This window comes from Planctomycetia bacterium (assembly GCA_015075745.1).
In the GTDB taxonomy this organism is placed as follows: domain Bacteria; phylum Planctomycetota; class Phycisphaerae; order UBA1845; family UTPLA1; genus UTPLA1.
Window position 1 is genome coordinate 348,400 of the sequence record JABTTW010000001.1, and the last position, 15,594, is coordinate 363,993.

The 15,594-nt window shown below is 61.6% G+C and carries 8 protein-coding genes and 1 tRNA gene; 2 read left to right on the forward strand and 7 right to left on the reverse strand.

The window, feature by feature from the left end; translation table 11 throughout:
• Positions 1-110 precede the first annotated feature (110 nt).
• Positions 111-1,520 (forward strand): immunoglobulin domain-containing protein, encoded by a 1,410-nt coding sequence (locus HS101_01470; protein ID MBE7504935.1) that lies wholly within the window; start codon positions 111-113, stop codon positions 1,518-1,520.
• A 43-nt stretch (positions 1,521-1,563) separates the two neighbouring features.
• Here the strand turns inward: HS101_01470 and HS101_01475 are convergent.
• Positions 1,564-1,646, reverse strand: a tRNA-Leu gene (locus HS101_01475).
• A gap of 517 nt (positions 1,647-2,163) precedes the next feature.
• Between HS101_01475 and HS101_01480 the strand changes: the two genes are divergently transcribed.
• On the forward strand, positions 2,164-6,747 hold the full coding sequence (locus tag HS101_01480; GenBank protein MBE7504936.1) for a hypothetical protein: 4,584 nt from the start codon (positions 2,164-2,166) through the stop codon (positions 6,745-6,747).
• Between the two features lie 142 nt (positions 6,748-6,889).
• Here the strand turns inward: HS101_01480 and HS101_01485 are convergent, their stop codons facing one another.
• From HS101_01485 to HS101_01510, 6 genes are all read right to left on the reverse strand, one after another.
• The gene (locus HS101_01485) at positions 6,890-8,221 is read right to left on the reverse strand and encodes a phenylacetate--CoA ligase family protein (protein ID MBE7504937.1); all 1,332 of its coding nucleotides are present in this window, start codon (positions 8,219-8,221) and stop codon (positions 6,890-6,892) included.
• A 10-nt stretch (positions 8,222-8,231) separates the two neighbouring features.
• Complete coding sequence (locus HS101_01490; protein MBE7504938.1) at positions 8,232-9,323, reverse strand: GNAT family N-acetyltransferase; 1,092 nt, start codon at positions 9,321-9,323, stop codon at positions 8,232-8,234.
• Positions 9,316-10,575: an ABC transporter ATP-binding protein gene (locus HS101_01495; GenBank protein ID MBE7504939.1), complete on the reverse strand. Its 1,260-nt coding sequence runs from the start codon at positions 10,573-10,575 to the stop codon at positions 9,316-9,318. The genes HS101_01490 and HS101_01495 overlap by 8 nt, the downstream gene beginning before the upstream one ends.
• A 159-nt stretch (positions 10,576-10,734) precedes the next feature.
• Positions 10,735-12,246, reverse strand: coding sequence for a hypothetical protein (locus tag HS101_01500; protein MBE7504940.1), 1,512 nt, complete (start codon positions 12,244-12,246; stop codon positions 10,735-10,737).
• Between the two features lie 227 nt (positions 12,247-12,473).
• A complete protein-coding gene (gene aspS / locus HS101_01505) occupies positions 12,474-14,288 on the reverse strand; it encodes an aspartate--tRNA ligase (GenBank protein ID MBE7504941.1) in 1,815 nt (604 codons plus the stop codon).
• Between the two features lie 127 nt (positions 14,289-14,415).
• Positions 14,416-15,552: a hypothetical protein gene (locus HS101_01510; protein MBE7504942.1), complete on the reverse strand. Its 1,137-nt coding sequence runs from the start codon at positions 15,550-15,552 to the stop codon at positions 14,416-14,418.
• Positions 15,553-15,594 lie beyond the last annotated feature (42 nt).

Consider the following 15,594-nt stretch of genomic DNA (forward strand, 5'->3'; position numbering starts at 1 on the left):
GAACGATATCTCCGACTCGTCTGCCACTTCGATTTTGCCGTCAACTGCGTAGAGCGGTGATAGAATGTTTGCGAGCCACGACATTAGAAAAGTTGAAGGGATATAGGGCATTGGCATTCTCACGCACACCAAAGCGAATCAACACCGCAGCTCTCGCATGGGCATTTGTCGCCCCGGGCGCGGCAAGCGCCCATGCAGGCAACCCGTCAAACGTTCTCTCGCTCGAATCACCCGCCTGCGTCGGAGAAGATGGCGATCAGATCCAGGTGGAGTTGTGGCTCCGAAATCCATCTCAACCCATCACCGGATTTCAGGCCTTCATCCAGTTCGACCCCGGCGCCCTGACATACCTCGGCACCCCCAGTTGTTACGCCAAGTGCTCCGGCGCCATTGATCCCCCCTGCAATCGCGGCCCCTTCCAGTTGCAGTTCCCGTCGAACATCGCGAGCGCCGGCGCGTTCCCAGGCGCGATGCCCGGTCAGCTCAATATCAGCGGATCGGTCGCCCCATCCGGCGCATGCGCCGCACCCGCAACCGCGGAATCGTTGATCGCCATTCTCGTCTTTCAGGTCAACGCCGGGCAAAGCTGCGCCGGCTCACAAGTGGAGTTCCGACCTTTCGGCAACCTGAATTCAGAATTCAGCTTCCAGGGCAGTCCCATTCCCACTGCCCTGTCTCCGACGCCGGTCTTCGTCTTTGACGACACGCCGCCCGACATCTCCTGCCCTCCGGATGTCATGGTTCCATGTACCGATTCGATCGTCCCTAGTGCCACCGGTACGGCAGCGGCATCCGACACCTGTTCGCCGGCCCTCGTTTCATTCACCGATACAGTCACCCCCGGCAAGGATCCCGCCGCGCGAACCATCTTCCGCACATGGACCGCGTCCGATGCCTGCGGCAACCTCTCCACATGCCTGCAAACAATTGAAGTCATCCCCGCCGGGCCCGACACCGATTCCGACGGCGTCCTGGATTGCGCCGACAATTGTCCCCTTACGATGAATCCCGACCAGGCCGATTGCGACTCAAACGGCATCGGCAACGCATGCGACACCAACGACCCGCCCGAGATTCTCCAGCAGCCGGCGCAGCAATTCGTCTGCGAAGGTTCCGCCGCGGGCTTTTCGGTCGGCGCGACAAGCGCCTTACCGCTCTCCTACCAATGGCGGCGCGATGGCGATGATCTTGTCGATGGCCCGACCGCTTCCGGCTCGCAGTCGCCCAATCTGACACTAGACTCGGTCTCCGCAAGCGACGCCGGAGACTATGACTGCCTCGTCACCGATGTGTGTGGTGAAACAGTCACCGACGCAGCGGAGTTGGTGATGTTTGAGGCCGGAACCGGCGACCCGTCGAATGACGGACAAGTCGACGGGCTGGACATTCAGGGAATGGTGGATGCCTTCCTCAGCGGAGGCCCGCCCGCGACCGCATTTTGTGCCTGTGAATTAACCGGCGACGGAGTCGTCAACGAAGCAGACGTCGCCGCGTTCGACGCCCTGCTGCTGGGCTTGTAGCCCCGGGACTTCCTCGTGAAATCGCGATGGTCATCTGCTGGAATGCCGAAGGGGGGACTCGAACCCCCACTCCCTTGCGGGAATCGGTTTTTGAAACCGACGCGTATGCCATTCCGCCACTTCGGCGCTGTGCGAAAACGGGCCTCAAAGCCACCTTTGCTTCGCTCAGCGGGCACATTTTCGGCGAATCCTACCCATTTAAGAACCGAACGACAACAAATCAGCCGAATGGGTGATTGCCCAAGAAAGTCCCGCGATCATCGCCCTCTGGTGGCGATCCGCGGTGTTCAAGTGCGGATTCGGAAGACGAAAGTCCGAAAATTGCAGTGATCCCATTTCATCATGGCGCGATTTCTTGATATGATGGTAGGGCAGTCGCGGGTAACCAGCCAGCCTGGTGACCCGTACGGAGGGATCTTGGACATCTACCCGTGGGGAGCGGGTTCCCGCGAGAACGGTGGAGAGTCTGCACCTCGCTCGGCAATCGACGCGGGGGCGACTTAATGAGAGTCACACGAATTGTTAATCCTCGCCTCACCTCACAAAGATAGGATTCACGCGCAAATGGCTGCGCTTACCAGTTTTGAAATCAATGCATCCAAACTGAAACAGGGACGGGATTAGATTTTCAGGAGAACGCGTAATGAGTAGGAAGTATGGAATCGTCGCCCTCGCGGCCCTCGCCCTTTCGGCGATCACATGGAATTCGGCGTCTGCCCAGGTACGGATTAATGAACTTGATGCCGATCAGACGGGAACCGATTCAACCGAGTTTGTTGAACTTTATGACGGCGGCGTTGGAAATACGAGCCTCGACAACATGGTGCTCGTCTTTTTCAATGGTGTCGGAGATATTTCCTACGCTGCGTTTGATCTTGATGGAAAGAGCACGGATGCGAACGGTTACTTTCTTGCCGGTAGCCAGACGCTCATTACGATGCCCGGCAACAACAATATCGTAATCGGCAATACCAACGCCCTGCAGAATGGGCCGGACGCGGTCGCCTTATATTCCGGAAATTTCACGTCCCCCGGTGCGGCCACTGCGACCAATCTTCTCGACGCTGTCGTTTATGGCACTTCTGACATTTTTACCGGCATCATGCTGGATGAAATTCTGCTACTGGCAGGAGAACCTCCTGTCGATGAGGACGGCGGGACCGCTGGCGCGGCTGTGACGCTTTCAATTGGTCGATGCCCGAACGGCGCCGGCGGCTTGCGACGCACTTTCAATTATCGAACCGGCATGCCGACGCCCGGTATGCCAAACGATTGCCCCATGGACCCGCTCGGCGCCTGCTGTCTGGCCATGGGCCTCTGTCAGATTGAGACATCCGCCGACTGCACCACCCTCGGCGGCAATTACCAGGGTGACGCGGTCGCCTGCAACCCGAATCCTTGCATGCAGAATCCCGGCGCCTGTTGCGACGCCATGGGCAATTGCTCCTTCATCACCCTCGACAACTGCACCGCCGCGAGCGGAGTCTTCCAGGGCGAGGGTGTCCCGTGCACACCCAATCCCTGTAAGGGCGCATGCTGCGACACCATGGGCATGTGCACCCTCCAAACAGCGTCGGAGTGCGCGTCTGCATCAGGAATCTACAAAGGCGACGGTACCGACTGCACGAATAATCCCTGCGTCGGAGCCTGCTGCGAAGGCGGCGGTATGACCTGCTCGATTCGCACCGAGGCCGACTGCGAACAGAACCTACTCGGCATTTACCTTGGTGACGCCTCCACCTGTGCGGGCGCCTGTCCCCCGAACTACTCCGGCCTCCTCATCAACGAAATCCGCCAGGAAATGTCCGGCCCGGACGTCGATGAGTATTTCGAAATCGTGAATACCAGCGCCTCACCGCGCAGCCTGAATGGTCTGACCTACATCGTCATCGGTGACGAGGGCACCTTTACCAACCCCATGACCGCGACCAACTCCGGACTCGTCCAGCTCGTGGTCGACCTCAGTGGACATCCGCCGATTCCAGCCGGTGGCCACTTCCTCGCTGCCCGACCGACTTTGAACATGACCTTCTTCCCGGTGACGCCTGACCTGCTCGTTCTTGGCACGGTTCAGGAAGGGCCCGGAGAGATCTTCCACTGCTTCAGCGACAACACGACTCACATGCTTGTCAGTGGCTTCCGCGGCGATGTCGCCACGGATATAGATGCCGACGACAACTGCATGATCGACGCCCCCGCGTGGATCACCATTCTCGATAAAATCGCCCTCATCGAAGCCGACAACCCCGGCGGCATGGAGCCGGTCGGAACCGAGTGTCACTACGGCACCGGCGACCCCTTCATCGACACCCTTCGCGACGGCGCCTTCAACCCCGGCCACGTCTTCCGCCTGCCCGACGGTTCCAACACGGGCTTCGAAGACTGGCGCGTCGGTCCCTTTGCCGTCGCAAGTGGTGACGACACCCCCGGTAGCCCCAACATGCTCTCCACCGGCGCATGCTGCGTCGGTGTCGGCGGCTGTACCGATGCCGTGGAGCGCCAAGTCTGTGTTGAGGCTCAGGGCGGCACCTGGCTCGGCCGCGGCACGACTTGTGCGATCAACGGCGCGTCCTGCATGGGCGCGTGCTGTGTCTGCATGGATCCGCCGGGTTGCACGATGTTCGATTGCTCAGTCGTCGATTCATCGACCTGCGCAAGCATGAACGGTGTATATCAAGGCGCTCTGACCACCTGTTCCGTGCCGCCTTCACCGGGCGCTTGTGCCGAGTGCAAGACCATCGCCGAGGCTCGGGCCCTTCCTGCCGGAACCCCCATTCGCCTCTGCAATGTCGTCCTCTCCTCAAAGACCAACCTCATTAACACCGTCTCGTCCAAGTCCTTCCAGATTCAGGACACCAGCGGTGTGGATGGCCAGTCCGGCCTTACGGTCTTTGGCCCGACGGCCCTCATTGACGGCCAGTTTGGCGGCGTGACCGAAGGCAACCAGATCGACATCCAGGGAACAACTGGAGTCTTCAACAGCCTCATTCAGTTGCAAACCGCTCCGGCCAAGCTTCTCCAGCTCTCTCGTGACGACGGCCCCTCCGGTGTTCCGGCCGCCGTGGGTGTAACCAGCGCCGACTTCCAGACCGCCAGCCCCACCGCCGAAGGTTTCGAAAGCGAAATCGTTCAGTTGCCGTGCGTCGTCTTCCAACAGACCGGCGTATTCGCCGGAGCGACCAACTACACCGTCTCCGACGGAGCCGGCATGGTCACCGTCCGCGTCTCCACGACCTTCCAGACGGACATCGTCGGCCAGCCGATTCCCTCCGGTCCCGTCACGCTCACCGGTATCTTCAGTCAGTTGGATGGGTCCGCAGCCGGCAATAGCGGTTATCAATTGCAGCTTCGCAAGATCACCGACATCAACACCTCGCCTTCCTGCGGTACGCCCGCCGCGTGCTGCCTGGCTGGCGCCACCTGTCGCGCAGACCTGCCGGAGGCACTCTGCAACGGTCTCGGTGGCATCTTCCACGCCGGTCAGCCGACCTGTCCTCCGACACCGGCCTGTCCGGACAACCTCGACACGCGAATCACCGAGATTCGCATCGACCAGCCCGGCGTCGATGACGACGAGTATTTCGAGCTGACGGGGACGCCCAATGCCCCCATCGGAGATTTGACCTATCTCGTCATCGGTGACGGCGCCGACCTCGACAGCGGCGTCATCGAAGCGGCCGTCTCACTCGCCGGTCAGCAGATCCCTGCCGACGGCGTTTTCCTCGCCGCCGAGAGTACCTTTGGCCTCATCGCCAGTGTTGACTTCACGACGACGCTGAACTTCGAGAACGATGACAACGTCACCCACCTGTTAGTCAAGGGGTTCACGGGTGCCGTCAACAACGACCTGGATACCGACAACGATGGCGTCCTCGACAGCACGCCGTGGACCGTCCTGCTCGATAAGGTCGCTCTCATCAGCGAGCAGAACCCGCCGGTCGGCACCGAGTTCCACTACGGACCGCCGATCGTCGGGCCCTCCGGTGGAACAAGCCCCGGCCACGTCGCTCTGTGCCCGACGATACCCCCTGAGTGGCGTATCGGGGCATTCGATCCCGACTCCGGTGACGACACCCCCGGCGAGCCCAACCCGCAGACGTGCAGTTGTGCCGGCTGCCTCGGCGATATGGACGTTAACGGCACTTTGAACGGCCTCGACGTTCAGGGATTCGCCGCGGCACTCGTCGGCATGACCGGAAACGGCTGTGCCGACATCAACCAGGACGCCGTGGTCGACACCAACGACATCCTGCCGTTCGTCGATCGAATCATTGCGGCGCCTCCTTGCGGCCTTGCTCGGGCATTCGGCACGCGCATCGTTACGTGGAACCTGCTCGCCTATAACGGCGGCGCTTCCTCGAATCGCAAGACCGCCTACAAGCGAGTTCTGAATCACCTGAACGCCGACGTCGTCATCGCCGAAGAAGTCGAAGGCGCTGCCGGCGCGAGCGATTTCCTCACCACGATCCTGAACGCAAACGATGGACCGGGCGGATACTCGATGGCCGAGTTCACCAACGGACCCGACAGCGACAACGCCCTCTATTATCGTGCCGACAAGATCGTCTACACCAACGGCAACCATACCACACTGGCCACGACGCCGCGCATCATCGATCGCTGGCGCCTTGACCATGTCGGCAGCCCTGCCGGAGGTGTCTTCTATGTCTATGCGATGCACCTGAAGGCCGGCAGCGCCGGTGAAAATCCGCAGAACCCTGTGGATCGCCAGGCTGCGGCGGCAGTTGCCCGGGCCGATGCCAATGCCCTCCCGGCCGGCACCCAGATCATCTACGCCGGTGACTTGAACCTTTACACCAGTACCGAGGGCGCGTACACCGAGTTGACCGGCTCGCAGGGCGACAATGACGGTCGCTGCTTCGATCCGATCAGTGCCCCCGGCGCCTGGAGCGCCAGCGCCGGCTTCTCCGCCGTTCACACCCAGTCGCCGCACAACGATAACGCGGGCAGCCCGCCCGGTGGGTCGAATGGCGGTCTCGACGATCGCTTCGACTTCCTGCTGATCTCCGATTCGTTGCGGGATGGCGTCGGTCTGTCTTACATCACCAACTCTTATCGTGCCTTCGGTAACGACGGCAACCACTTCAATGCCGACATCAACGATCCGCCGACGATCCCGCAGGGCCTCTTCATTGCCGATGCCCTGCACGCCGCCTCGGATCACCTGCCGGTGTACATGGAGCTCGGATTGTTCGTCGGTCCCTGACGAACGCGATAGCGAAACGAGCGGCTTCGGCCGCGCATGAATTGTAAATCAAAGCGGCCCCGGACAACGACACGTTGTTCGGGGCCGTTTCTTTGTTGCTGATTAGTCGGGCCGCCGCGCCCGCGCGGCCCCGTCGTGTGATCTACAAAACCCGGCGAACCCGCTGCGTCTTGCTCTCTTCGGCCGGCAGCGAACCGCACGACGCCAGCTCAACCTCGACGCGAATCCCCAGCCGGGCAAGAATCGCCTCACCGAGCCGATCGCCGACCGACGCATCGCCGAACGAGCCGCTCGCCTCCGCACGGACGACAATCCGCCGGATGGGATCGTGCCGGTCGACGTCAATAAAGTACGCCCCCGACAGTTGATCCGAAAACGTGTTGATCACTTCGGCAATCGTCGACGGAAATACATTCAGCCCGCGCACCACAATCATGTCGTCCACCCGCCCGATCACCCGAAACCGCGGACTCGCCCGCCCGCACTCGCACGGCTCGGTGGCCAGAACCTCCACGACGTCCGATGTTCGATACCGGACAAGCGGCTGGCATTCCCGTTGAAGATGCGTCAGCACAAGCTCGCCCGTCGCACCCACGTCAAAGGCGACCGCCTCATCGGAATCGACCTTGCGAATCTCGGCCCAGACCGCGTCGCCGCCTTCAAAGTGCAGCCCGCACCGTGCGTCGCACTCAGCCCCGAAGATCGAAAGAACTTCTGCCATCCCATAGTTCGCATCAACCGCACGAAACCCCCACTTCGCCTCAATCCGCGACCTGAATCGCGGATCCTGCAAACCTGGCTCGCCGCCGAAGAGGCCAATCCGAAGCCCCAGTTCCCGTGGACTCCTCCCAAAATCGGCGAGCAGCCGTTCCTCCAGCCGGCCCAGGTACGAGGGCGTGCAGTGAATGCCTGTCGGCTTCAGCCGAATTATCGTCTCGATCAACTCAGCCGAGCGTCCGACGCCGAAGGGAATCACCCCCGCACCGGTCCTCTCCAGACACTGATGATCCGTCACCCCCCCGGACCACAGGCAGTAGTTGAGACAATGAACGATCAAATCGCCGGGCCCCGCCCCCGCTGCGGAGAGGCACGCCGCCCCGCGCTCAATCGTCCGCTCCACGTCCGCCGCCGACAGCGCGATAAGCAGTGACTTACCCGTCGAACCCGAGGTCCGGTGCACGCGCGAAATTATCGCCCTGTCCGCCGCAAGATAGCTTCCAAACGGCGGCGTCTCGTCCTGATCATTCTGCAGTTCCCGTCGCGTCGTAAATGGCAGCTCGACAAAGTCGCTCGACGTCGGACACGCCTTTCGAAATTCCCACTTCCGCTGATAAAACGCGCTCCGCCCCGCCACATACCCAAGCTGTCGATCCAGGAGCAACTCGACCGGTCGACTGATCGATGACCCGCCGCACAACCGAGGGTCAGCGGTCCGACTCGCCGAAGTTATTTTGTCGCCGCAGATAATCGTCATCAAGGAGGACCTAATACTCCCGCATCAGTTCACAAATGCGCCAATTTGCCATGTCCAGCACCGCCGGCGAATCCATCGCCACCGGTCGCACCAGAAACTCCGGCGGATTCGCAACCGCGACCCGATTGAATCCGACGTCCGCCAGTAGCGATCGCAGTTCGCGGTTGTATCGATGGTCGCCCGCGGCCCTCGCCTCCACGATCGAGAAGCCGAGGCTTTTGAAATACTCAATGCCCGCCGCAAGCAACCCACACTGAATCGCCCGCATACCCGGCCCGGCATCGGACAGCACCGCCAGATCGGAGACGAACCCGGTCCGCCGCTGTGGCTCAGCCTTGAAAATCCCCAGCCCGACGATGTCACCGCCCTCCACCGCAGCGAAAACCTTGTAAGCGCGAAACGGATTCTCGAAGACACGCCACCTGAGAAAATCAGCCGACAGATCGAGCCCCATGCCGCCGCTCTGCGACGCGAACAAATCCGCGAACTGATCCATCCGCGCATCGGGCGACCTGATTTCCTCAACCGTCACTTCGCATCCGCCCGTAAGCGCGTCAGTGCCTCGGGCCGATATCCTGTCACAGTCCGAACCAATGCTCAGCGTCATCGAGTCGAAAGTGCCCAGCGATCGAAACCCATTTCGCAACAGCGGGCGAACCGCCGTATTCGTGAACCCCCACAACATCGCGACCCCGCCTTGCTCCGCTCGCTCAATTATCAGCTCGTAAAGTCGGTCGAGAATCCCCCGGCCCCGATAGTCCGCATGCACCAGCGTGTCTTCGTCCTTGCCGGTAAGAACGCGCTCGCCCGCAAACCGCATCGTCAGCGGAATGTACGCCTGAATGCCGACAATGCGACCGCCGCTGGTTGCAACGCCATATCCCGTCGGCGGCAGTCCGCGCGGCGAGAATTCCCACGACCACTGCTCCTGGCTGCGCGGCATGGCCCCCTTCGCCCCGGCTGCCGGTCGAATCGCCGGATCGTTATAAAACGCATTAATCGCGGGAGTGTCACCGGGCCGCCACGAACGGATGACAACTTCTTCCGCGTCATGACTCGCAGATCGATCAGTCTGATCGCACGTCGCCCCGTGCTTACCCATGTCGATCACCCGTCGCCACCGGCGACAGTGGGCGCTTGGTCGCCGCCGCCTCTCGAATCGTATGGCTGAACTCAGGATTGATATGCACAATGCCGCCGCAGTCCGATTCCCCGTCCACCATTATTTTCGCCGCGTAGGCATCCTGCGCCGCGTACGTCAGCGACTCCCGGTCGCGCACGTGATACCCGATCGAATACTCCCCCGGCAGAAGATTCGCCTGAAAGTCGTAGCGAATTCGGTAAGTCTCCCCCACCCGTCCCGGCGGGCTCTCGTATCCCAGCCGCGTGCTGCTCGTTTCAAAGACACCGAGGTGGTCCTCAGACCGGACGATCGACAGCCCGAACGACGGAGCCGGAATCTCCACGTTGAAGACAATATCCATCTCGACGCTCAGTCTCTCGCCCGGCGCGCAGCTCGACGCCTCCTCGTTGCGGCTGTCCCGCACGCAAAACTGCTTGACGTCAACCAGCGGCGTCCCGTCTGCAACGCAGGAATTGAGTGACTCCGAACATGCATCATAATAGGTCGCAACCGCCTTCGCGACCGGCCCGCAAAAGACCTCCCCACCGCGCTCCACGACCAGCGCCCGGTCACAGAAGCGCGCGACCGCGCCCAGATCGTGCGACACGAAGACAACCGCCACGCCCTCCCGAAGAAACTCGCGCATCTTTCCCATGCACTTCGCACGAAATACCCGGTCCCCCACCGACAGCACTTCATCAACCAGAAGAATCTGCGGATTCACGTGCGCCGCGATGGCGAATCCCAGTCGGGCGTGCATCCCGCTGCTGTAGCGCTTGACCGGTGTATCCAGGAATGATCCGATCCCCGCGAACTCTACGATCTCGTCGAATTTCCCACGAGCCTCGGCGCGCGTCATACCGAGAATGCTCGCGTTCAGATAAATGTTCTCCCGGCCCGTCAGATCGCCGTGAAAACCTGCTCCAAGCTCAATCAGCGCCGAGACTCTCCCGTGAATCCCGATCTCGCCCTGCGAAGGCCGAAGGATGCCGGCCAGCAGTTTCAGCAGTGTACTCTTGCCGGCGCCGTTCGGACCGATGATCCCAAAGGCCTCCCCCGGCTGCACCTCAAAGCTGATGTCGTGAACCGCCCAGAAGTCGTCGGGGTGGGCTTGCCGCTTGGAGGACCTGGGTGTCAGCGCGGCGGCGACCCAGTCGCGCAGCGAGTCGTGCCGCGAGCCGCGTCGGAACCGCTTATGGACGCGCCGTAATCCAATCGCCGGCGTTGACATGAAGAAACCCGACCAACCCTTTCCCGACCAACGGTTAGCGCGCCGAGGACATTTCCCACACTCAGGCAGGGGAGTCGTCGAGCAACTCTTGCATCATAAATATCGGTCTTTGCGAGACTTCACCTTGATTCTCGCTGACGCGCGGACTCGTCCCTCATCTCACGCGCCCATCAGCCCCGAGCGATACCGCCACCAGTCCGCCGCCTGCGAAGGAGTCGGAGCCCAAACCGTCTCGTCATCGCGTATGACCACGCAAATCGCCTCAAAACTCTCGCGCCACCCCGGCTTGGAGTGCCAGTTACCGACATGCCAGTTCAAAACCGCCATCCCGCCCATCTCACGAACGGCTTCCAGATGGGCAAGCGCCCGATCAATCGCCGCCGCCGAATCGCGCGCCGGCAGATGCATATCCGCAAGCGTCATCGGAAGCTCTACGAAGTCCCGCGCGGAATCGCTCCCATCCGGCATCGACCGAAATGGCAGGCCCATGCCCGCGCGAAACCCCGGTGCGTCGTTAAATCCGATCGAAGTATCGTATCTGATTCCACACTCCGCGGCGGTCCGAAGCGTGCAAACGGGATCGCTCCGATCGAGACGCAGGTAGTGGTGCCGCATCCCCGACAGCTCCTGCGAAGACACCGAGCGAAGTCGCCCCGCCTGCCACGAAAGGCTCGGCCGATCCTCAATCGTCTCGTACGAGGCATGAAGTCCAACCTCCCATCCACCGGCCCCAAGTCGCCTCATCACTCGCCGATACCGCGCCAGGCTCGCGTCGTACGTCACATCGCAAGGATGCCCCATCGCCTTGGGCACCACGCTGAAGAAAAACGCCGAGCGCATGCCCGCGGCCTTTTCAACTTCGCAATACTCGTCAAAGTCCCACTCGCGCCGCCGCCCCGGCCCCGCAAGAATCGACTCGGATATCCCCCTCGCCCGAAACTCCTTTCGCAGCGCCCAGTAAGCCTCGCGCCGACCGCGACCTCGCCCAAGAAAAATCTGGCGAATGCACGGATGAGCGGCGTTATTCGTCTCAGGCTCATCCACGTCGTGCGTCACCACGACCGCCCACTTCTTGCCCTCGGGCCACCTGTCGAAGACGGGAACATCGAGACCCGCCATCGCCAGTCTCTGTCGCAGCCACTTCGCGTATGAATGAACTGCCGGACGCTCAAGAATGCCAAGCATTCCCGGCAAACTCTGGCCGGACGGCACCCGCCCGTGCCAATCTCGAACCCCCACCGACCGCTCGCCTTCAAGCCGCAGCCAGAAAGCGCTCAGGGCCCCCAGGTCAATTCGGATATGTCGATGTCGATCGCCGAGTACGCGCTCCCGATCCATCACCGGAATCGGCAGACCATCCGCAACGCACCACTCCGCACCCGAATAGTTAATCGCCGGATCGGCCGAGATCCACACACCGGCGCGATGGCCGATCATCGGATCGAATCCGTAATAAACCTCCGGCGACCCGGAGTCATCCATGTAAAAGGGAATATCAGCCGTCGCCAGCAATTGGCGAAGGCCCCAAGCCGCCGCGCTGGTCAAAAGCGAGCGATCGATCTGAACGTCCAGCGCGCGTGCCGCGCCCGCAGTAGCCTGCTTCGATGCGATGCCGCGTGGGAAAGGCGACCCGGTCAACCCGCTTAACCCGACCGACTGTACGATTGCCATTCAATCCGTCCGCCCCGAACGATCTCGAACGCGGAATTCAAAGCACAAGGAAAGCTCCGGATGAACTCACCGCATGACCGCAAGTTCACCTGCGCTCGATTTCCGAAGGGGCGATTCTTATATCGGCTTCGCAATGTCTTGTGGTGTCAGGGCTGCGTCAATCGAAATCTGCCGCCCGCCGGAACAGTGATTATAGGCGCATTTCTTGCCGAACCCGCCTCTATCCCTTACGTGCGCAATCGGTCAAGCCCCAACTCCCGAAGCTGCTTCGTCGACACTTCCGACGGCGCATCAGTCAAAGGACAGGCCCCGCTTGCCACCTTCGGAAATGCGATCACATCCCGAATCGAATCGAATCCGCCCAGTAGCATCACGATGCGGTCGAGCCCCAGCGCGATTCCTCCGTGCGGCGGCGCGCCGTACTGAAGCGCCTCCATAAGGAACTGAAACTTCTGCCGCGCCTCCTCTTCCGTCAGACCCAGCAGCTTGAAGACCGTCCCCTGCACGTCGCTCCGGTGAATTCTGATTGAGCCGCCACCCAGCTCAATACCGTTGAGCACCACGTCATAGGCCTTGGCACGCACCTTCAGCAGGTCTTCTTTCGGCGGCACCTCACTCGACCCCACGCCCATCAGGTGCAGATCCTCGTCCTTCGGGCTCGTAAACGGATGATGCATCGGATAGACGGCCTTCTCCTCCTCGTCATATCCAAACAGGGGGAAGTCCACCACCCAGCACATCGCCCACTGATTCTCCGGGATCATTCCCTTGCGATCGGCGATCGTGCCGCGCAGCCAACCGAGATGTTTGCAGACATTCGCCTCGGTGCCCGCCGCGAACATGATCATGTCCCCGGCCTTCGCCCCGGTCGCTTCGAGCAGTTGCTTCTTGACGTCCTCGTTTTCCAGGAACTTCGCGATGCCCGTCTGGAATACGATCTTGCCGCCCTCATCGGCGATCTTCACCAATGGAAGTCCGCCGGCGCCGATGCCCTTGATCTCCTCGGTCAGGCCGTCGATCTCCTTGCGCGTCATCTCCGCCCCGCGCTCCACGACGATGCACCGCACGACGCCGCCCGCGTCAATCGGCTCCCGAAAAACCTTGAAGTCGGTCTGCTTCGCGATCTCGGTCACTTCCTTGATCTTCATGCCGTACCGCAGGTCCGGCGCGTCGCGGCCGTACGAATTCATCGCCTCCGCATAGCTGATCCGCGGCAGCGGAAGCTTGATTTCCACCCCGATCGCCGTGCGCATCACTTCCGCCAGGCACGTCTCGACATGCCCCATCACGTCTTCCGGCTGCACGAACGCCATCTCCACGTCCACCTGCGTGAACTCCGGCTGGCGATCCGCTCGCAAATCCTCATCGCGAAAACACCGCGCGATTTGCATGTACCGATCCATCCCGCCGATCATCAGAAGCTGCTTGAAGAGCTGCGGCGACTGCGGAAGCGCATAGAACGAGCCGTGCTGCAACCGCGACGGCACCAGGTAGTCCCGCGCCCCCTCAGGCGTAGACTTGGTCAGAATCGGCGTCTCGACATCGACGAAACCGTGCTTATCGAAGTAGTCGCGGATCGTCTTCGTAATGCGATGGCGCAGCATCAGCCCCTTCTGCACCGGCGCCCGCCGCAGGTCCAGAAACCGCGTCTGCAATCGAAGGTCCTCGTTCGTCTCGATCTCGTCCGCAATCAAAAACGGCGGCGTCTTGGACTTCGACAACAGATCGATCTCGTGGGCCTTCACCTCGATCTCGCCGGTCGGCAGGTTCGGGTTCACCTTGTCGCCGCGATGAACCACCTCGCCGCGAACGCAAATGACATATTCGCTCCGCAGCGACCGCGCCACCTCGTGCGCCTTCGGGTCCGTCGTCGGGTCAAACCGAAGCTGCGTAATCCCCCCGCGATCGCGCAGATCGATGAAAACCATCCCCCCCAGGTCCCGGAAGTTGTCCACCCACCCGGCCAAAAGCACGGTCCGCCCGGCATCCCCGGCGCGCAAGGCCCCGCAATCATGAGTCCGCTCGTTGTAGGGTAAGGGCACGAGATCCTCCGAATCCTTAATAATAGATCAGGTCATCTTGGGGCCGGGGCGACCGGTATGCAAGGCCGCCGTCATTGGATGGAACCATCCCACCCAAGCCCCCTGTTTCGAATATGTATCGGTTGAATTAGTTTCCGACCACGCCCGCCGCGCCGGCCTTCCCCGATGACTTCCCGTCAATCCGCTCGCTGCCGAACCACTTCCGCAGCACTGTCTCCGCCAGCTTCCCGCGCGGCGTGTAGTTATAGTCCGTCGCGCCCCCCGCCGACTTGTCCCACTCCCACCAGATAATCCCCCCGATCGCCGGTTCCGCCGCCCACGCGTCAATGAACGATTCATAAAGCAGCGCCTGCTCGCGCTGACCCGCCTCCGTCGCCTTCTGATTCGCGTAATAGTTCCACCCCTCGTGCGCCGCGCCTTCCTGGCTGCACCACCCGACCTCCGTGAAGATGATCGGCTTCCGCACTTCCTCGCAAAACGCCAGAATCTCCTTCTTGATCTTCGACCAGTTCGCGTCCACTTCCTCCCGCTCGGGGTTCGCCGCCTCGGCAAGCTCGTAGTAGGAAGTCATCCCCACATAATCGAGCTCGCGCCAGAATCCGATCTTCGTCGTCTGGTAATGGTCCCAGTTCGCCGAATACGCCAGCGCGCCGCGATAATTCTGCCGCACCTCTTCAATCACCTTCAGCCAGCGCTCCGTGTGCACCTCCGTCTTGATCAGCTCCGAGCCGACAATCAGCACCTCGACGTTGTGCTTCTCCGCGATCCTTGCAAAGTGCACGACGAACCGCGTATACCGCCGAAACCACGTATCCCAGTCCTGCCCCTCGGGAATGATCTTCCCGCGCCACTCTTTGTTGCGCGGTTCCTCCAGCAAAACCACCGGCATCAGAATGACCCGCAGCCCCGCCGACGCCGCCAGATCGCAAAGTTTCCCCAGGCCCTCAGCGCTCGCCGTCTTCCGCGGGTCAATGTGCAGATCGAGACTCCCCCCGTGCGTCTGCCAGCCGTGAACCACCAGCAGGACCGTATCCGCGCCGAGCGCCCGAATCTCCGGAATCAGATCGTGATAGTGATCGTAAACCTCCGCCCCGCCGTGAAGCTGAATCGCCATCCCGCGAAACTGCCCCCCGGCCCCCGACGCCCGCGTTACCGCAGGTCTCGGAGACGAACTCACTTGCTGCGCAGGCCCCTGCCGCGCGCTCTGCCACGCGATGCCCAGGGCCGCTGCAAGGACGAGAATCTTTAATACCGCTCGTGCCATATCTCCATCGCCATCTTAATCGGCGTCAGCCGCAATTGTCGA

Excerpts from the sequence above, each read along its gene's own strand:
- HS101_01480 (MBE7504936.1), top strand. The coding sequence starts at position 2,164 with ATGAGTAGGAAGTATGGAATCGTCGCCCTCGCGGCCCTCGCCCTTTCG.
- HS101_01485 (MBE7504937.1), bottom strand. The coding sequence starts at position 8,221 with ATGACGATTATCTGCGGCGACAAAATAACTTCGGCGAGTCGGACCGCT.
- HS101_01490 (MBE7504938.1), bottom strand. The coding sequence starts at position 9,323 with ATGGGTAAGCACGGGGCGACGTGCGATCAGACTGATCGATCTGCGAGT.
- HS101_01495 (MBE7504939.1), bottom strand. The coding sequence starts at position 10,575 with ATGTCAACGCCGGCGATTGGATTACGGCGCGTCCATAAGCGGTTCCGA.
- HS101_01500 (MBE7504940.1), bottom strand. The coding sequence starts at position 12,246 with ATGGCAATCGTACAGTCGGTCGGGTTAAGCGGGTTGACCGGGTCGCCT.
- HS101_01510 (MBE7504942.1), bottom strand. The coding sequence starts at position 15,552 with ATGGCACGAGCGGTATTAAAGATTCTCGTCCTTGCAGCGGCCCTGGGC.